The sequence below is a fragment of the Klebsiella variicola genome (genome assembly GCF_000828055.2).
GTDB classification, from domain to species: domain Bacteria; phylum Pseudomonadota; class Gammaproteobacteria; order Enterobacterales; family Enterobacteriaceae; genus Klebsiella; species Klebsiella variicola.
Genome location: NZ_CP010523.2, coordinates 956,870 through 974,431, shown reverse-complemented (window position 1 = coordinate 974,431; position 17,562 = coordinate 956,870). Strand labels below are relative to the sequence as shown.

Genomic DNA, 17,562 nt, shown 5'->3' with positions numbered 1-17,562 from the left:
CTTATCCTTAGAGGTGAAAATCACCCTGGTACAATTTGATATCCAGCGCGGTGCTCATCTGCTGATAGCGCAGGAGGACGCGAGTGAACAGCAGTCCCACCAGCATCGCCAGCGAGCGATAGCCCTGCGGCACGCTACCATAGCCAAAACGTAGGGTTTGCGCGCGGTGAATCGCCATCGCCTCGTCCAACAGAATAAAAATGAAGCGCCAGGTCAGCAGGATCTGCTCCGTCAACAGTCGCGGTACGCGACCGCGCTTGAGCAAGATAATCAGCTGTGGGAAAGGCAGATTAAGCACCAGCCAGAGCGTGGCCGCCATCGCTGCCAGGCTGCGCCAGAAGGTCTCCCCGGCCACGGCCAGCCCCGGGGCGGAAATCCCTATCGAGAAAGCGCCCAGCCGCAAGCTCGCTAACAGCATCTGCGGGTCGCGGCTGACGCTGAACACAATGGTCAGCACGCCGACCAGCAAAAAGCCAAAGGGTAGCGCCATCCAGCGGCACCAGCGCCAGAATGAGACCCGCAGCAGCCAGCAGGTCAGCGCGGCGGTCAGCGCCAGCGTCAGCGCCTGGCCCCACGTCGGCAGCGTAAAGGCCAGCACCATCAGCAGCAGCCAGAGCAGAAACTTCCGCTCTGGAGCCACCTGCAACCAGCGGCTCTGGTAGCTGAGTCGGTCAAACCCGGTCATCACGGCGCTGTCTGCCCCTCGCATAGCCGAGAATGTAAAAAATCACCGCTGCGCCCAGCGAGCCCTGCAGGGTAAACAGCAGGCTCTCAATCTCGCCGCTCGCCGGTTCGTACAGCGGCTGGAACCAGGGTTGATAATCCGGCGCCACCACCTGGATCTGGCTCTCCGCTTCGCCGTCCGAACCGCCAAACTCACCGCCATGATTAATAAAAAAGGGCAGGATCATCAGGGCAACCACCATCGCCAACAAGATCAGGGGCTTTTTCATATTAATGTCCCTCAGCGGCGATCAGCCGCCGTTTGGTCAGTTGATCGTAGATCATCACGGTAAGCAATCCTTCCGCGATGGCGATCGGGATCTGCGTCAGGCAGAAGATCCCCATAAACTTCAGGATCGATCCACCTGCCCCGGTGGCCGGATCGGGAAAGGCCACCCCGAGCTGGACGGAGGTGACAAAATAGGTCATCAGATCCGCCAGCATGGCGCAGAGAAAGACCCCGACATCGCGACGGATCCCCGCCCGGCAGGCCAGCTTCCACACCAGATAGCCGACCATCGGGCCGATCACCGCCATCGACATCCCGTTAGCGCCAAGGGTGGTCAGGCCGCCATGCGCCAGCAGCAGCGCCTGGAACAGCAGAACGATCGCCCCCAGCACCGCCACCACGCCCGGCCCGAAGAGGATCACCGCCAGACCAACGCCGGTCGGGTGCGAGCAACTGCCGGTCACCGACGGGATCTTCAGCGCCGAAAGAACAAAAATAAACGCCCCGCACAGGGCCAGGAGCACCTTCTGATTGCTCTCCTCCTGGACGATACGCCGCAGGCGCACCAGGCCGTACCACAGGCAGGGTAAAAACAGCAGCCACCACGCCAGCGCCCACATCGGCGGTAAAAAACCCTCCATGATATGCATGGCGAACGCCTCCTGCGGGACGATGATCAGCAGAACAGCCGCCGCCAGCCCCCCGTACGAAAGCTGCTTCAGCGATTTCACCTGATTCATTACGCCTCCTCCCACTGTTTGTTAACCAGGATGGTCGAGAAATAGGGCAGCGGCTGGTCATCGCTGACCTCGCGCAGACGGCGCCAGCACTGCTCGCCCGGCAGGGTGGCCTCTGACATCATCAGCGCCGCATCCAGCAGCCCCGCCTGCGCCAGCAGCGCCTTAATGCGGGCGAAGCGGCCGTAGACTTTCATCAGCACCAGACTGTCATGCTGGCGCAGCGCCGCGGCAATGTCCGCTTCCGGCGCGGTACAGGAGATCACCGCCAGCGACTGCTGCTCCATAGCCAGCGGGGTTTTCGCCCGCGCGGCAATGGCGGCGAAGGAGGTAACGCCAGGGACAATCTCCAGCCAGTCCGGGCAGCCAATCCGCTGCAGCAGAAAGACCCAGGTGCTGAACAACATGGCGTCGCCGAGGGTGATAAATCCGACCTGCCTGCCCGCCGCCACCTCCTGGGCCAGCGCCGCGGCAACGTCGTTCCACACCGCCTCTTTTTCCGCGCTGTCGGCGCTCATCGGAAAATGGCAGCAGCGGACCTCCGTGTGTGCGCCAAGGTACTCGCGCACGATGGAGAGCGCGAGGCTGTCGCCGCCTTTGCGGCCGGCTGGCGCATACAGCACATCCAACTGGCCGAGGATCCGCGCCGCACGCACGGTGATCAGATCGGCCGCCCCCGGCCCGGTGCTCAGGGCGTAGAGTTTGCCGCTCATGCTGCTTTCTCCATCGCGTTATTCAGCGCCTGCTGCAGATGGGCAACAAACATTGCCCGCACCGCCGGATTTTCCCCTAACCCGTTCAGCCACGGCGTGGCAGGAATACCGGCGGCATTAAAGCGGGTTTTCCACGAATCGTCTTCGTCGGAGGCCATATCATTAATGGCATGATCGCCGGCCACCAGCATCAGGGGCATCAGATGCACGCCGGTCACGCCCTGGCGGGAGAGTTCGTTAATCACGATGTCCACTTCGGGATAGCTTTCCACCGCCCCCACCCGCGCCGGAAAACCCTGCACCGCCATCATATGATCCAGACAAGCGTAGGCCGCGAAGGCGTGGTGGCTGGCGCCGTGCCCCATAAACACCACTCGCTCCGTCGCCGCCAGCGGCGGCATCTGCTGGCGCAGGGCCTGCATCAGCTGAACATAATCGCCATGACCGCTCAGTAGCGGCACGCCCAGCGTCAGGCGCTGAAAGCGCGGGCGCAGGCTCTGCACTTCGCGAACGATCTTCTCGTACTCGTCGCCGTTGATAATGTGCAGGGACTGGATCGCCACATCCTGGTACCCCTGCTCAGCCAGCTTTTGCAGGGCCTGCAGCGGGGTATCGATATGGATACCGTCGCGCTGCCGCAGTTTGCGAATAATCATCCCCGAGGTGAAGGCGCGGAACAGCGTGCGATCCGGACAGCTGGCGGCAAGATCGCGCTCGCAGGCGGTAATGTTCTTCTCGCGGGTGTCGTGATAGCTGGTGCCGAAGCTCACCACCAGAAGTGCTTTTTTCATATCCTGTTCCTCAAGTCGCCGACAGCCAGCGCGTCAGCCGCGTAGCGAAATCGGCCTGGCTTTCCAGTAATTCATCGCCCTTCACCAGCGGCGCCGGGCGGGTAATGACGATGCAGGGGATCCCCGCATCAAGACAGGGTTGTACTTTTTCCTGATAGCCCCCTTCCGCGCCCGAGGCTTTCGTGACCACAACATCAGCCCGGCACTGGCGATAAAAGGCGGCGTTAAATTCGGCGCTGAACGGCCCGCAGAGGGCAAAGATTTCCCCGACGCCAAACCCCAGATCGCTACAGTGCTGAACCACCTCCGGCACCGGCAGCACCCGGGCGAGCAACGTTTTCTCCGCCAGTCCCGCCCGCCAGGCCGCCAGATCTTTGCTGCCGGTGGTCAGCAGGATCCGCTCCCCGAGGCGACGGGCCAGCACGCAGGCCTCGTTCAGATCGCCGACCACGTGAAGTAGCGGATGGCGCAGATCGCTCAGCTGCTCCGGCCTTTGATAGCGGCTGAGCAGGACCCCGACGCTGGCGCAGGCGCGCACAATATTCTGGCTGACCACTTCGGCGTAGGGGTGAGAGGCGTCAATCACCCAGCGGGTGCGCTGCGCCCTGAGCCACTCCGCCATCTGCTGCCACTCCATGCGCCCGCAGCGTATCCGCCCGCGGATATCGCCGGCCAGCCGCTCGCCGGTGGGGGTCGCCACCGACAGGGTGTAGCGCACGCCGGCGGCGTCCAGCTGCTGGCAGATCGCCCGCGCATCGCTGGTGCCCCCGATAACCAGCACGTCGCCGTGGTTCACAGCGCGTAGCCTCGCGGGGTGATCATCAGACCGTTGTCGATGTAAGTCGCTTTGTTGCCGACGATGACCAGACTGGTCATATCCACCGGGGCAAAATCCATCTCTCCGAGGGTGGTCAGCCATTTCTCCTGCTTTTTGCGCCCGGCGGATTTGACTACGCCGACCGGCGTGTCCGGGCTTTTGCTGGCCGCCAGCAGCGCAAAGGCGCGCGCCAGATGCCCTTCGCGGCCGCGGCTGCGGGGGTTGTAAAAACAGATAACGAAGTCTGCTTCCCCTGCGGCGACAATGCGTTTTTCAATCACCGGCCACGGCGTCAGCAGATCGCTGAGGCTGATATGGCAGAAATCATGCATCAGCGGCGCGCCGAGCAGCGAGGCGGCGGCGATACTCGCCGTCATCCCTGGGATCAGACGGACCTCAATGTCCAGCTGCTGCTTATTGACCAGCTCCAGCACCAGCCCCGCCATGCCGTAGATGCCGGCGTCGCCGCTGCTGATCAGCGCAACGTTGTTCCCGGCCTGCGCCAGCTCAATGGCGGCCTGGCAGCGTTCAATCTCTTTGCACATGCCGGTTTTGATCACCTGCTTGTCACCGGTAAAGGCTTTTACCAGGTGGGTGTAGGTCTTGTAGCCCACCACAATCTCTGCCGCCTGCAGGGCCTCCACGGCTTCCATGGTCATCATCGCCTGCGAGCCAGGGCCAATTCCGATTACGCTTAACATCAGTGTGTTACTCCCAAAGTAATGGTCACGCCCTGCTCACGCAGGGTTTCGCCGGACAGGTTTCCCTGACTCAGCAGCCAGGCCACCGGGCCGGAGACGCTGCCGACGCCGACCGTATCCCGGACAAAAGACGAGGCTGGAAAGCGGTGCTCGTGCTCGCGCAGCGCCTCGGCGCTGAAGGTTTCGAACGGCACCCGGCAGCGGTGAGCCAACTGGCGCAACCCCGGCTCGTTTGCCTTCAGGCTCACGCTGCCGATCGCTTTCAGCGCCAGCGGGTCAAGACGCTGAGCGGCAAGCTGGCGATCCAGCAACGTACAGAGCAAGGAACAGGGGGTGTCGCGCCGACAGCCGATGCCCGCCACCACCCGCTGGGGCACCAGCTTCCAGTGAGGTACCGGCAGCGACGGCAGCGACCGGCGCAGGGTGACGCAGATCAGCGCGTCGAGCGCCGGCAAGCGCGCCAGGTCGCTTACCGGGATAAAGCCGCGTTGGTCGCACCGGCTTAGCGCCTCGGTGAATTCGCCGTCGCACCACAGCCCCACCCGCTTGCCGCTCACCAGCATCTGGTTGACGGTTTTCACCGCCGCGCGAAAATCGGTCATCCGGGCGTTCAGCTGGAAGGCCAGCGTGTCGAGGGCGGCCAGCTCGTTGACATCGGTGGCGGTGGTGATCACCGGGTCGGCGTCGAGCATCCCGGCCAGATAGCGGGTCAGCGCATTCGCCCCCCCGGCATGGCCGGAGAGCAGGCTGATGACGTGCCGGGCGCGCTCATCAATCACCACCACCGCCGGGTCGCTGAACTTGTCATTCACCAGCGGGGCCAGCACCCGCACGGCAATCCCGGTGGCGCCGATAAAAATCAGCGCCGAGAAGCTGCTGAATGCCTCGCGGGCTGCGCTGGCAAAGCCGCCGTTGAAGGGGATAAACCCCTCTTCCTGCAGCGCTTCGCTGGTGTAGCAGGTGAGCGGCAGCATGGCCGCCAGCCGTTTTGCCAACCGCACGCCGCCGGGCGTCAGGCAAAACAGGGCAATGGATTCAGGCTTTACGGTATTCATGGCTAAAATCCGCTGCGTACAGTTTTGAGTAGTGATACTCATCGCCGAGGAAGGGACCGACCAGGATCAGCGCCGTTTTGCGGATCCCGGCGTCGCGTACTTTGTCGCCGATGTCCGCGAGGGTACCGCGGACGGTCTGGCTTTCCGGCCAGGTGGCCTTGTAAATCACCGCGACCGGGGTGGTCGCGGGGTAGCCGCCCTCCACCAGCCGCTCCGCCACCCGGTGAATACGTTGCACCGACAGGTAAATCGCCATCGAGGTTTGATGGCTGGCAAAGGCCTCCAGCTGTTCGCGCGCAGGAACCGGCGTGCGCCCTTCCAGACGGGTAATAATCAGACTTTGCGATACCTCAGGCACCGTGTACTCCACCCCCAGCTCGGCCGCCGCGCCGAGGAAAGCGCTGACGCCCGGCACCACCTGCCAGCGGATCCCGCGGCGGGTCAACTCTTCGCCCTGCTCGCGCACCGAGCCGTACAGCGAAACATCGCCCGTCTGCAGACGCACCACCGTTTTTCCCGCCTTCACCCCCGCCTCCATCAGGTCGAGGATCTGCTCCAGATGCAGCGCGGCGCTGTCGTGGCACTCCGCCTGTGGCGGACAGTAGGCCAGCAGCTCGGTGTTGATCAGCGACCCGGCGTAGATCACCACCTGCGCCTGCTGCAGCAGACGGTAGCCTTTGAGAGTAATCAGTTCGCGATCGCCCGGACCGGCGCCGACGAACCACACGCAATGGGGATCAAAAGTCTCAGCCATGGTTTTCTTCCTTCTGACAGGCGATGACAAAAACGGGATTATGGGGTTTGAAATAGTGGCCGCTGCCCAGGGTAGCCAGGGTGGAGACCGCCAGCTGCTGGCAGTCCACCTCGTGGATGCCGCACTGCTGCAGGTGCCCCAGGGCGCTATGAAGGTTTTCCTGCAAAATAAAAGTCATCACCAGCCGGCCGCCGGGATGCAGCTGCGCCAGCGACCAGTCGATCAGCGCCGTCAGGTGGCCGCCGCTGCCCCCCATAAAGATCGCGTCGGCTTTGTCGGCGACCGCCAGCGGCGCAACGCCCGCCACGATAGCGATGTTGTCGCAGCCAAAGCGCTGCCGGTTCTCCGCCAGCAGGCGCAGCGCGTCGGCCTGACGCTCAATCGCCGTCACCCGCAGCGCCGGGTTCTGCAGGGCGGCCTCAATGCTGACGCTGCCGGTGCCCGCGCCGATATCAATCAGGTGGCGCGCCCGGTGCAGCTCCAGCTTCGCCAGCGCCAGTGCGCGCACGGCCTCTTTGGTCATCGGCACCTGGGCGCCGCGCAAAAACAGCTCATCTTTCATCGAGGATCACCACCGCATTCATCTCATATTCGTCCTCCACGGCGCTGACCGGCAGCCAGTGGATCCGCTCGTTTTCCATCGCCAGATTTTCGCCGATCACCATCCAGCGGTGGCCTTTGCCGCGGGCCGTCAGCTGGGCGGCAATCTCCCGCGGACCACAGCGGCCGTCGGTCACCATGGCGACTTTCCGGTGGGCGGCCAGCGCATCGAAGCTCACCGCCCGGCCATGGCTGCTGGTCAGCCACATGTCGTTCATGTCGATGCCCGCCCGGGCGCAGAGGTACTGCACCGCGCTGATGCCGGGGATCACCTGCACCCGTTCCCGGCCAAAATGGGCAATCAGCCGGGTGCCAATGCCATAGAACAGCGGGTCGCCGGAGGCCAGCACCACGACGTGGCGCCCGGTACGGGCCTCGATCCACGCCAGCAGCGCCGGCATATCGGCCCCCAGCGCAAAGCGCTCGCCGGCGAAGTTGGGAAACTGCCGGAGGTGGCGGCTGCCGCCCACCAGCGCCTCGGCGGCGGCGATTGCCTCGCGCGCGGCCGGGGCCAGCCACTGCAGCCCCGCCGGGCCCATTCCCACGACCGTCAACATGTCAGCTCGCGGGCAATGGCCTCCAGCGGACGGCTGCTGCCCAGCACCTGGTTATCAAAAGAAAACAGAACCGCGTCGCAGGTGGGCGGGTGCTGAGTGAAGCGCAGCATCTCAAGAACACGCTGGCAGATTCGCTCAGCCAGATGGTTATAGAGGCGCTGGTATCCCCAGGCGTCGATATGCTCCATTGCCGCTTCGGTGGTGTCGCACTCGCTGACCAGCGTCAGCAGCGGCAGCGGCGCGCCAAGCAGCGCCAGATGAGCGACGAGGGTTTCCATCCGCGCATCGGCGATATGGCTGTGGGTATGAAAGATCCCGGCGGCGATTTTGATCAGTTTGCCGGGGTGGCCGATGAGCACAATCTGGCGGAAACCAAGCCGGACCGCCTCTTCAATCATGTAGCCGACGAAGTTGCTCATGGTGACGACTATCTGCGGGTCGATGCCCATCTGTTCGCGGACAAAGCGCTCACCGTGGTTGCCCGGCACCAGCACTACGCGATCCAGCCCGGCGGCGCGTTTTATCTCCAGCTCGAGGGAGAGCGAGCGCTTCCAGCTCTCTTCCGACATCGGGGTGACGATCCCGGTGGTGCCGATAATCGAGATGCCGCCGAGGATCCCCAGCCGCGCGTTATAGGTTTTTTGCGCGCGAAGTACACCTTCCGGGGCAAAGATCTCCACCTGCGCGCCACGGGAAGGGCCAATCGCTTCGCGAACGGCGGTCTCGATGGTGTGCCGCGGAGTACTGTTTATCGCCGGGCTGCCTGTCGGCAGACCGATCCCTTTGCGGGTCACCGTGCCGATGCCCTCGCCGCCCTGCAGGCTAATCTCTCCGCTGTCATTGAGGGTCACCCGGGCAAAAATCAGCATGCCGTGGGTGGCGTCGACATCATCGCCGCCGTCTTTACGGATCGCGGCGACCGCCTGCTGCCCTTCGACGTGCGGAGACTCGACGTTCAGGCACAGGGTGACGCCGGAGGGGGTGACGATCGAGACCTGGTGGATCAGATGCTGGCGCATCACCATCAGCGCCGCCACTTTTGCCGCCGCCGTGGCGCAGGAGCCGGTGGTGTAGCCCTTGCGCAGCGCTTTGCCGTGATGCCACACCGGGGCGTCAAAGGTCTGATCGCTCATTGCGCCTCCCGCAGGTGGTAAAGCAGAGCGTTCACAATCGCTGCCGCCACGTTGCTTCCCCCCTTGCGGCCGAGCGCGGCGATGGCCGGCAGGCCGCTCTCGCTGAGCGCCGCTTTCGACTCCGCGGCGCCGACGAACCCGACCGGCACCCCCACCACGCCGCCGATGGCCGTCTCGCGATGTTCCAGCAGGCGAAACAGCGCGGTTGGCGCATTGCCGAAGACGAACACTTTCTCCCCGGGCTCCTGCACCGCAATATCCACCGCCGCCATCGAGCGGGTCATCCCCCGGCTTTGCGCCTCGCGCACCACCCGTGGGTCGCTGATATAGCAGCGGCATTCGCCGCCAAAGCGGGCCAGCAGGGTTTTGTTGATCCCGGACAACGCCATGGTGGTATCGGTATACAGCGTGCAGGGCCGGCTCAACGCCTCGCTCAGCGCGATCAGGGCATCCGGAGAAAACCACAGAATATCCAGCCAGTCGAAGTCAGCGGTGGTGTGGATCACCCGCTTGATAATCGCCTCGTGCAGCGGGCTGGCGAAACGGTAGTCCGGTCGCGTTTCGGCGATGATCTCGCTGATGATGTCGAAGCTTTTCGCCTCGATCGCCTGCGGTTGTTGGATGTACTGCATCAGGTTCTCCTCAGGCCGCGCCGACCAGCCAGTAGCGCACGCCGATAAATAGCGCCAGCGCCAGGCTTGACGCCACCCACATTAATCGAATGGTTCGGGAAATATCGTCCACCGCGATGTCGCGGACGGCGTCGCCTATCCAGGGCTTTTCAACGCGCTGGCCGAAGTAATCGTTCGGGCCGCCAAGGCGGATCCCCAGCGCGCCGGCGACGGTCGCTTCCGGCCAGGCGCAGTTAGGACTGCTGTGCTGATAACGATCGCGCCAGCCCGTACGCAGCGCCCGGGCGCCATCTTCCCGGCATAGCACTGCGGCAAGGCTGAGCAGCAGCCAGCTCAGCCGGGCGGGAAGGAAGTTGGCTACATCATCAAGACGGGCGCTGACCATGCCGATCGCCCGGTATTTTTCGTGTTTATAGCCGACCATGGAATCGAGGGTGTTGACCGCTTTATAGGCCATGGCCAGCGGCGCGCCGCCCAGCAGCAGGAAAAAGAGCGGCGCGATAATGCCATCCACCGTGTTTTCCGCCACGGTCTCCACCACCGCACGGTTGATCTGCGCTGGCTGGAGCTGAGAGGTATCGCGCCCGACAATCCAGGAGAGCTTATGCCGGCTTTCGGCGAGATCCCCGGCCTGCAGCGGCCGGGCCACCGCCATCGCCGACTGTGCCAGACAGCGTCCCGCCAGCACGGTGAAGATCATCCACACCTCCACCAGCCATCCCAGCCAGGGATGGAGCCTGTGCGCCAGCGCCAGTGCGCCCCAGGCCACGCCCCATGTCAGGCCGGTCACCACCAGCCACATTACCCCGCCGCCGATGCGCAGCGCCCGGTCGCTATGGCAGACGCGCCGCACCACACGCTGGCTGACGGTGATCAGGCGACCTATCCAGCGCACCGGATGCGGCCAGTGCGGCGGATCGCCAATGAGCACATCAAGTATCCAGGCCACACACCAGGCGAGAAGAGTCATTGCGCCCTCCTTGCCGCTCGCAGCCAGTGGTTGAGCATGGTGGGGCGCTGGGCAAAGTGGACATGGAGATAGCTGGCAAAGGCGCTGCCGGACTGCCATCCTCCCGGCCACTGCTGGAGCGTCTTACCGTCTCGCTGTTTACGGCAGGCCAGTACGGCAGGGGTGGCGGGCGAAAAATCGGAGTAATGAAATTCATGGCCGCGCAGCCACTCGCCAGGAGCGGCCAGCAGCGTCTGCTGCTGCGCCTGCGCTTCGCAGTAGCCGAACCGGGTCAGACGCGTCCCCATTCGGCTGTGTCCAGGAATAATATCCGCCATGGCGTAGCGCTCGCCTCCGGTGACTTCCAGGGTCGTGCCCAGATACATCAGGCCGCCGCACTCGGCGTAGATCGCCACCCCGCGCCGGTGCGCCGCGCGAAGCTGCGCCAGCATCTCATGGTTGGCGGACAGCCCGGCCGCATGCAGCTCCGGGTAGCCGCCGCCGAGCCAGATCATCTGGCAGGCCGGCAGCTGGCGATCGCGCAGCGGGCTAAAGCGCACCATCTTCACGCCGCAGCGCGCCAGCAGCGCCAGGTTATCGGGGTAATAAAAATTGAAGGCCTCATCGTCGGCGAGGGCCAGCGTCAGTCCTTCGCCGGCGTCGGCGGCAAGCGGTTCCCCCCACTCGCCGGCCGGCATGGCGGCCAGTTCGCTGAGGGCCAGTAGCCGGTCTATGTCGAGGGTGCGCCCCAGCAGGCTGGCAAAATCCCGCCATGCCTGCTGATTGACCACCGACTCGCGGGCGGTCACCAGCCCCAGATGCCGTTCGGGCAGCGCCACGCCTTCCACGCGCGGCACATAGCCGAGCACTGGCACCTGACAGTAGCGCTCAATGGCGCTTTTCAGCAGCTGGAAGTGCGCGTCGCTGTTAACCCGATTGACGATAACGCCAGCGATGTTGAGGGCCGGATCAAAGTGTTGAAAGCCCATCACCGTGGCGGCGATGGAAGTCGACACCGCTTTGCCATCCACCAGCAAAATCACCGGGCAGCCAAGCTGTTTAGCCATCGCCGCGCTGCTGCAGTAGTTGGGGTCGATGCCGTAGCCGTCATACAGGCCCATCACCCCTTCGATAACCGCGATGTCGGCCTGCTGCAGTTGTTCGGCAAACAGCGCGTTGAGTATCGGGGCGGGAAGCATAAAGCTGTCGAGATTGCGGGAGGCGACGCCGCTGATGGCGGTGTGCCAGGCGGTGTCCAGGTAGTCTGGCCCCACTTTACAGGGTTGCACCCGCAAACCGCGCTGTTGGAGCAAGCTGAGCAGGCCAAGCGTAACGGTGGTTTTGCCACAACCGCTGCCGGTACCCGCAAGAATAAACGCACGCCTGGTTGCCATACCCTGTCCTGTTCAGGTGGTCGGGGTATAGCTGCGCGCATGCCTGGTCCTGCGACCACGCACCGCTAAGCCACCCACTTCCCACCGAAGTTGTTGGTCAGTTACCGGCAGGCAGGTCTTCTGGCTTAGCCTCGTTCTCGCCCGCCCTTCCCAATCTTTCGATCAGTGGTTTTTGCGGGGTCGTCAGCATCACAGCAGCGGGGGCTGCGGGGGATTTACACCCCCTTCCCTGACACCAAACTGGTGTCGAACCTGTCGGTTGTATTCGCCGATGCGCCATGCATCCGCGGTTAATGTTTCACGCTTACTTTTACCGCCTCATCGCCTGCAAAATGACGTCCGCGAGGTGAAGCGGTGTTGTGATATTCATCAGTCTCGTATTAACGGACACTCTATCCCATCACAAAAATAAAAACTGGTGTAGTTTATCCCTCGAATATCACTATTTTGTTGCGCTATGACAATTTATTGCTCTACTGTCGTTTTTTTCATTTTATAATGATGAAGATACTCCGGGATATCAAAAATCGGCAATAGCAAAATATTGTCATTTAAAAAGACTCAGTTTGTGATCCGGCATTAATTTGCTGACGAAATGCCTGCGGCGTTACCTGATAGGTCTGGCGAAACACTTTGCAAAAATAGCTGGTTTGCGAAAAACCTAAATTCCGCGCGATGCTGGCAATGCTCCAGTCGCTGTGGCATAGCAGCTCTTTTGCGCTCGCCATCCGCTGCTGATTGACCCAGGCGTTAAAGCCGATCCCCTGATACTTTTTAAACAGTTTGCTGAAGTAGTACGGGCTGAGATAGACGTGCGCCGCCACGTCCTCCAGACGCAGCTCATCGGAGAGATGCGCGTCGATATAGCGCAGCGCCTTCTTCATTTTGCCATCGTGCGGCGAGGCCGCCCGGCAGGCCTGCGCCGGGTCGTTCTGCGGCGGGTTATCTTTGATAACCACAAAGTTGAGCTGTTTTTTCAGGCAATTCTCGACGATCAGCTTCAGCAGATCCGCCGAAGCGATAACCCGCGAATAGTCCATCTCAGGCACATCGCGAAACGCCTGGACCAGCGCCGGATCGTCCTGCCAGCGGTCATCCACGTTCAGAATATCAACCAGTTCAATATCATTGCTCAGACGCACCTGGCCGCACAGCACGAAGCCAACGAGGTGGCCGGCGATCACCAGCGGGATGGAAAAATCAGTTAACCCCGCGTGACAGCGGTAGATACACAGCTGGTCATTTTTCGAGGCTTCCAGCCCGCCGCAGCGGTCGCTCATGCGACAGCGTCCGCTGTGCTCCGGGTGCTGACGCATGAGTTGGCAAAACGGCGTGAAATTAAACAGTTCAGAAATCTCATCACCGTGAATATTGACGACCACAACCGCCAGACTGGTGGCTTGCGCAAAATCCTGTGCGATTTTATTGATGAGTTCTGAGTTCAGGGTACTCGCAGAAATCATGATAAAACCCCTCAGTTAATTTTTTGTTATAAATAAAACATATTATTCATATTTCCCTTTTTTAGCATCAGATCCCGTCGACGATAAAAAAGTGCATTGACAATAACAAAAGTCTCCCACCCCGGGGAGACTTTTTGAGCGGTTCGTGATATCGGTTCATGAAATAGTTTTGCTATTTCAGTAATACATTTTTCACTGGATGCTAACGCGTATTTTTCTCCTCAACGCAGGTATGACAGGGAAGATTATTGGCGATGAGAAAACGATAAATTGCGGCGCCGAGGCAGGCGCCCAGCAATGGCGCGATGATGGGCACGATAAAATAGGGAATATCCCTTCCGCCAGTCATCGCGATGTCGCCCCACCCGGCGAGCCAGGCAAATAATTTCGGGCCAAAATCGCGCGCCGGGTTCATCGCAAAACCGGTAAGCGGCCCGGTCGAGGCGCCGATCACCGCTACCAGAATGCCAATCAACAGCGGCGCCAGCGGGCCCTTGGGTACGCCATTGCCATCATCGGTGAGCGCCATGATCATCCCCATCAACATCGAGGTGATCACCACCTCCACCAGCGCCGCATGCCAGATGCTGAGCTCAGGCGCCGGGTAGGTACTGAAGATACTGGCCAGCTGCAGGCTTTCCAGGCTGCCACGCACCATATGATGTACCGTTTCAAATTGCGTAAACAGGGTGCTGTAAAGTATCCAGGCCAACACGGCGCCGCCAAACGCGCCGGCGACCTGGGCCACGATATAGGGCAACACTTTTCTGCCCGGGAAGCAGGCAAACAGCCACAGGGCGACGGTGACGGCGGGGTTCAGATGCCCCCCCGAAATGCCGGCCGTCAGGTACACCGCCAGAGAAATACCCAGTCCCCAGATAATACAGATCTCCCACAGCCCCAGGCTGGCGCCAGCCAGCTTCAGAGCACTCAGGCAGCAGATACCAAAAAACAGAAATAGCCCGGTGCCTAAAAACTCGGCGATACATTGCGCACGTAAAGAACCATTCATTGTGACACCTCTTGACGTAGTTCGTGTCCAGGCCAGCCAACCATCCGCTGGCTCGTTGGGTACGGCGAGGCCCACTATAGAAACCGGCGGCAGCAAAGTGTTGGCATCCTGCGGAAAACGGGCGGCGTAAAGTCGCTGAAGAAGAGCAATTTATTGCTATTTGCTCGCGAATCCATGCAGCAATGGCGGGCGTTCAGGGGATATTTTTATTTCCAACTCAATAATAAAAAATTGCAAAAGCGCAGTGCTTATTTTCCAACAAATATCACACCACGCAAAATATCGCATAGCAAAAACAATTTAAAAAATCACGCCAAAAAATGTAAATACGGAACAGCACCCGCAAGATAATCACATTAATAAGTAAAATAAAAACCAATAAAAACAACAATATAAAATAAATCATGACTATTTATTATTATATAAAAACCACTATTTTTTCGTTCTACACCATCAACTCAGCCATTCTTTTTCGCCGCCCCGCCATATAGTTCCCTCACTGGAACATACCCTGCGAGGTCTTTATGCAACAAGAAGCATTAGGAATGGTAGAAACCAAAGGCTTAACCGCAGCCATAGAGGCCGCTGACGCAATGGTTAAGTCGGCCAATGTTTTATTAGTTGGCTATGAAAGGATCGGTTCAGGCCTGGTGACCGTCATCGTGCGTGGCGACGTGGGAGCCGTAAAAGCCGCCACCGACGCCGGTGCCGCCGCAGCCCGCCACGTGGGCGAGGTGAAAGCCGTACACGTCATTCCCCGCCCCCATACCGATGTTGAAAAAATCTTACCGAAGGGGAATAGCCAATGAGCAGCAATGAGCTGGTTGAACAGATCATGGCGCAAGTCATAGCCCGTGTGGCGACGCCAGAGCAGCAGGCGCTTCCCGATACCCCCCATCCCACAGGAGAGACGGCTATGGCAGAGAAAAGCTGCAGCTTAACGGAATTTGTCGGGACCGCCATTGGCGACACCCTCGGGCTGGTCATCGCCAACGTGGATGCCGCATTGCTGGAAGCCATGAAGCTTGAAAAACGCTATCGCTCTATCGGCATCCTCGGTGCGCGCACCGGCGCCGGGCCGCACATTATGGCCGCCGATGAAGCGGTCAAAGCCACCAACACCGAAGTGGTCAGCATTGAGCTTCCTCGCGACACCAAAGGCGGCGCCGGCCATGGCTCGCTGATTGTGCTGGGCGGGAACGATGTTTCCGACGTCAAACGCGGGATTGAGGTCGCGCTGAAAGAGCTGGACCGTACTTTCGGCGATGTCTACGGCAACGAGGCGGGTCATATCGAGCTGCAGTATACCGCGCGCGCCAGCTACGCCCTGGAAAAAGCCTTCGGCGCTCCGCTGGGCCGCGCCTGCGGGATTATCGTCGGCGCGCCGGCGTCAGTTGGCGTGCTGATGGCCGATACCGCGCTGAAATCAGCCAACGTCGAAGTGGTGGCTTACAGCTCACCGGCCCACGGCACCAGCTTCAGCAACGAAGCCATCCTGGTGATTTCCGGCGACTCAGGGGCGGTGCGCCAGGCGGTGATCTCCGCCCGGGAGATCGGCAAAACCGTACTGGGGACGCTGGGCGCCGAACCGAAAAACGATCGCCCCTCCTACATTTAATATCCGCGAGGCTGATTCATGAGATCGAAAAGATTTGAAGCACTGGCGAAACGCCCTGTGAATCAGGATGGTTTCGTTAAGGAGTGGATTGAAGAGGGCTTTATCGCGATGGAAAGCCCTAACGATCCCAAACCCTCTATCCGCATCGTCAACGGCGCGGTGACCGAACTCGACGGTAAACCGGTTGAGCAGTTCGACCTGATTGACCACTTTATCGCGCGCTACGGCATTAATCTCGCCCGGGCCGAAGAAGTGATGGCCATGGATTCGGTTAAGCTCGCCAATATGCTCTGCGACCCGAACGTTAAACGCAGCGACATCGTGCCGCTCACCACCGCGATGACCCCGGCGAAAATCGTCGAAGTGGTGTCGCATATGAACGTGGTCGAGATGATGATGGCGATGCAAAAAATGCGCGCCCGCCGCACGCCGTCCCAGCAGGCGCATGTCACTAATATCAAAGATAATCCGGTACAGATTGCCGCCGACGCCGCTGAAGGCGCATGGCGCGGCTTTGACGAGCAGGAGACCACCGTCGCCGTGGCGCGCTACGCGCCGTTCAACGCCATCGCCCTGCTGGTCGGTTCACAGGTGGGCCGCCCCGGCGTCCTCACCCAGTGTTCGCTGGAAGAAGCCACCGAGCTGAAACTGGGCATGCTGGGCCATACCTGCTATGCCGAAACCATTTCGGTCTACGGTACGGAACCGGTGTTTACCGATGGCGATGACACCCCATGGTCGAAAGGCTTCCTCGCCTCCTCCTACGCCTCGCGCGGCCTGAAAATGCGCTTTACCTCCGGCTCCGGCTCTGAAGTGCAGATGGGTTATGCCGAAGGCAAATCGATGCTGTATCTCGAAGCGCGCTGCATCTACATCACCAAAGCCGCCGGGGTGCAAGGCCTGCAGAATGGCTCCGTCAGCTGTATCGGCGTGCCGTCCGCCGTACCGTCGGGTATCCGCGCCGTACTGGCGGAAAACCTGATTTGCTCAGCGCTGGATCTGGAGTGCGCCTCAAGTAACGATCAAACCTTTACCCACTCGGATATGCGGCGTACCGCGCGCCTGCTGATGCAGTTCCTGCCAGGCACCGACTTTATCTCCTCCGGTTACTCGGCGGTGCCGAACTACGACAACATGTTCGCCGGTTCCAACGAAGATGCCGAAGACTTCGACGACTACAACGTGATCCAGCGCGATCTGAAGGTCGATGGCGGCCTGCGGCCGGTGCGTGAAGAGGACGTGATCGCCATTCGTAATAAAGCCGCCCGCGCGCTGCAAGCGGTATTTGCCGGCATGGGTTTGCCGCCAATTACGGATGAAGAGGTGGAGGCCGCCACTTACGCCCACGGTTCAAAAGATATGCCTGAGCGCAACATCGTTGAGGACATCAAGTTTGCCCAGGAGATCATCAACAAGAACCGCAACGGCCTGGAGGTGGTGAAAGCCCTGGCGAAAGGCGGCTTCCCCGATGTCGCCCAGGACATGCTCAATATTCAGAAAGCCAAGCTCACCGGCGACTACCTGCACACCTCCGCCATCATCGTCGGCGAAGGCCAGGTGCTCTCGGCCGTGAATGACGTGAACGATTATGCCGGTCCGGCAACAGGCTACCGCCTGCAAGGCGAGCGCTGGGAAGAGATTAAAAATATCCCGGGCGCGCTCGATCCCAATGAACTTGGCTAAG

Annotated in this window: 20 protein-coding genes and 1 riboswitch; of the genes, 3 read left to right on the top strand and 17 right to left on the bottom strand. The window is 61.1% G+C overall.

Translation table 11 applies throughout. The features are described 5' to 3' along the window. Window positions 1–7 precede the first annotated feature (7 nt). The 17 genes from SP68_RS04660 to pduF form a co-directional block, all read right to left on the bottom strand. Entirely contained in the window at window positions 8–685 is a 678-nt protein-coding gene (locus SP68_RS04660) for an energy-coupling factor ABC transporter transmembrane protein (RefSeq protein ID WP_040968841.1), read from the bottom strand. Then, window positions 672–953 (bottom strand): energy-coupling factor ABC transporter substrate-binding protein, encoded by a 282-nt coding sequence (locus tag SP68_RS04655; protein ID WP_008806285.1) that lies wholly within the window; start codon window positions 951–953, stop codon window positions 672–674. Before SP68_RS04655 ends, SP68_RS04660 begins: the two co-directional genes overlap by 14 nt. 1 nt (window position 954) lies before the next feature. Then, the gene (cbiM, locus tag SP68_RS04650; RefSeq protein ID WP_008806286.1) at window positions 955–1,692 is read right to left on the bottom strand and encodes a cobalt ECF transporter S component CbiM; all 738 of its coding nucleotides are present in this window, start codon (window positions 1,690–1,692) and stop codon (window positions 955–957) included. Further along, entirely contained in the window at window positions 1,692–2,402 is a 711-nt protein-coding gene (locus SP68_RS04645; RefSeq protein ID WP_012540689.1) for a cobalt-factor II C(20)-methyltransferase, read from the bottom strand. The genes cbiM and SP68_RS04645 overlap by 1 nt, the downstream gene beginning before the upstream one ends. After that, window positions 2,399–3,193: a sirohydrochlorin cobaltochelatase gene (gene cbiK, locus SP68_RS04640; RefSeq protein ID WP_008806288.1), complete on the bottom strand. Its 795-nt coding sequence runs from the start codon at window positions 3,191–3,193 to the stop codon at window positions 2,399–2,401. The genes SP68_RS04645 and cbiK overlap by 4 nt, the downstream gene beginning before the upstream one ends. A 10-nt stretch (window positions 3,194–3,203) precedes the next feature. Then, entirely contained in the window at window positions 3,204–3,989 is a 786-nt protein-coding gene (locus tag SP68_RS04635; RefSeq protein WP_012540688.1) for a cobalt-precorrin-6A reductase, read from the bottom strand. Beyond that, the gene (locus SP68_RS04630; RefSeq protein WP_008806290.1) at window positions 3,986–4,711 is read right to left on the bottom strand and encodes a precorrin-3B C(17)-methyltransferase; all 726 of its coding nucleotides are present in this window, start codon (window positions 4,709–4,711) and stop codon (window positions 3,986–3,988) included. The genes SP68_RS04635 and SP68_RS04630 overlap by 4 nt, the downstream gene beginning before the upstream one ends. Beyond that, window positions 4,711–5,766: a cobalt-precorrin 5A hydrolase gene (gene cbiG, locus SP68_RS04625; RefSeq protein ID WP_040968842.1), complete on the bottom strand. Its 1,056-nt coding sequence runs from the start codon at window positions 5,764–5,766 to the stop codon at window positions 4,711–4,713. Before cbiG ends, SP68_RS04630 begins: the two co-directional genes overlap by 1 nt. After that, complete coding sequence (locus SP68_RS04620) at window positions 5,747–6,520, bottom strand: cobalt-precorrin-4 methyltransferase (protein WP_004149602.1); 774 nt, start codon at window positions 6,518–6,520, stop codon at window positions 5,747–5,749. The genes cbiG and SP68_RS04620 overlap by 20 nt, the downstream gene beginning before the upstream one ends. After that, window positions 6,513–7,082 (bottom strand): decarboxylating cobalt-precorrin-6B (C(15))-methyltransferase, encoded by a 570-nt coding sequence (locus tag SP68_RS04615; RefSeq protein WP_016161750.1) that lies wholly within the window; start codon window positions 7,080–7,082, stop codon window positions 6,513–6,515. The genes SP68_RS04620 and SP68_RS04615 overlap by 8 nt, the downstream gene beginning before the upstream one ends. Beyond that, window positions 7,072–7,677 carry a cobalt-precorrin-7 (C(5))-methyltransferase gene (locus SP68_RS04610; RefSeq protein ID WP_023340677.1) on the bottom strand — a complete coding sequence of 202 codons (606 nt, stop codon included), beginning with the start codon at window positions 7,675–7,677 and terminating at the stop codon, window positions 7,072–7,074. The genes SP68_RS04615 and SP68_RS04610 overlap by 11 nt, the downstream gene beginning before the upstream one ends. Further along, window positions 7,671–8,810: a cobalt-precorrin-5B (C(1))-methyltransferase CbiD gene (gene cbiD, locus SP68_RS04605; RefSeq protein ID WP_040968843.1), complete on the bottom strand. Its 1,140-nt coding sequence runs from the start codon at window positions 8,808–8,810 to the stop codon at window positions 7,671–7,673. The genes SP68_RS04610 and cbiD overlap by 7 nt, the downstream gene beginning before the upstream one ends. Beyond that, window positions 8,807–9,442 (bottom strand): cobalt-precorrin-8 methylmutase, encoded by a 636-nt coding sequence (locus tag SP68_RS04600; RefSeq protein ID WP_002915711.1) that lies wholly within the window; start codon window positions 9,440–9,442, stop codon window positions 8,807–8,809. Before SP68_RS04600 ends, cbiD begins: the two co-directional genes overlap by 4 nt. Window positions 9,443–9,452: 10 nt before the next feature. Next, window positions 9,453–10,412 carry an adenosylcobinamide-phosphate synthase CbiB gene (gene cbiB, locus SP68_RS04595; RefSeq protein ID WP_012967306.1) on the bottom strand — a complete coding sequence of 320 codons (960 nt, stop codon included), beginning with the start codon at window positions 10,410–10,412 and terminating at the stop codon, window positions 9,453–9,455. Further along, on the bottom strand, window positions 10,409–11,785 hold the full coding sequence (locus tag SP68_RS04590; protein ID WP_040968844.1) for a cobyrinate a,c-diamide synthase: 1,377 nt from the start codon (window positions 11,783–11,785) through the stop codon (window positions 10,409–10,411). Before SP68_RS04590 ends, cbiB begins: the two co-directional genes overlap by 4 nt. A 93-nt stretch (window positions 11,786–11,878) precedes the next feature. Further along, window positions 11,879–12,056: riboswitch (cobalamin riboswitch) on the bottom strand. A gap of 280 nt (window positions 12,057–12,336) precedes the next feature. After that, on the bottom strand, window positions 12,337–13,248 hold the full coding sequence (pocR, locus tag SP68_RS04585) for a transcriptional regulator PocR (RefSeq protein WP_012967304.1): 912 nt from the start codon (window positions 13,246–13,248) through the stop codon (window positions 12,337–12,339). A 202-nt stretch (window positions 13,249–13,450) separates the two neighbouring features. After that, window positions 13,451–14,260 carry a propanediol diffusion facilitator PduF gene (gene pduF / locus SP68_RS04580; RefSeq protein WP_012967303.1) on the bottom strand — a complete coding sequence of 270 codons (810 nt, stop codon included), beginning with the start codon at window positions 14,258–14,260 and terminating at the stop codon, window positions 13,451–13,453. Window positions 14,261–14,784: 524 nt separating this feature from the next. On the opposite strand from pduF, the gene pduA reads away from it, so the two are divergent. From pduA to pduC, 3 genes are read left to right on the top strand one after another with little or no spacing between them, the layout of a single operon-like run. Beyond that, the gene (gene pduA, locus SP68_RS04575) at window positions 14,785–15,069 is read left to right on the top strand and encodes a propanediol utilization microcompartment protein PduA (RefSeq protein ID WP_002915737.1); all 285 of its coding nucleotides are present in this window, start codon (window positions 14,785–14,787) and stop codon (window positions 15,067–15,069) included. Then, a complete protein-coding gene (gene pduB, locus SP68_RS04570) occupies window positions 15,066–15,878 on the top strand; it encodes a propanediol utilization microcompartment protein PduB (RefSeq protein ID WP_008806300.1) in 813 nt (270 codons plus the stop codon). The genes pduA and pduB overlap by 4 nt, the downstream gene beginning before the upstream one ends. An 18-nt stretch (window positions 15,879–15,896) precedes the next feature. Beyond that, entirely contained in the window at window positions 15,897–17,561 is a 1,665-nt protein-coding gene (pduC, locus tag SP68_RS04565) for a propanediol dehydratase large subunit PduC (RefSeq protein WP_002915744.1), read from the top strand. Window position 17,562: the final 1 nt, after the last annotated feature.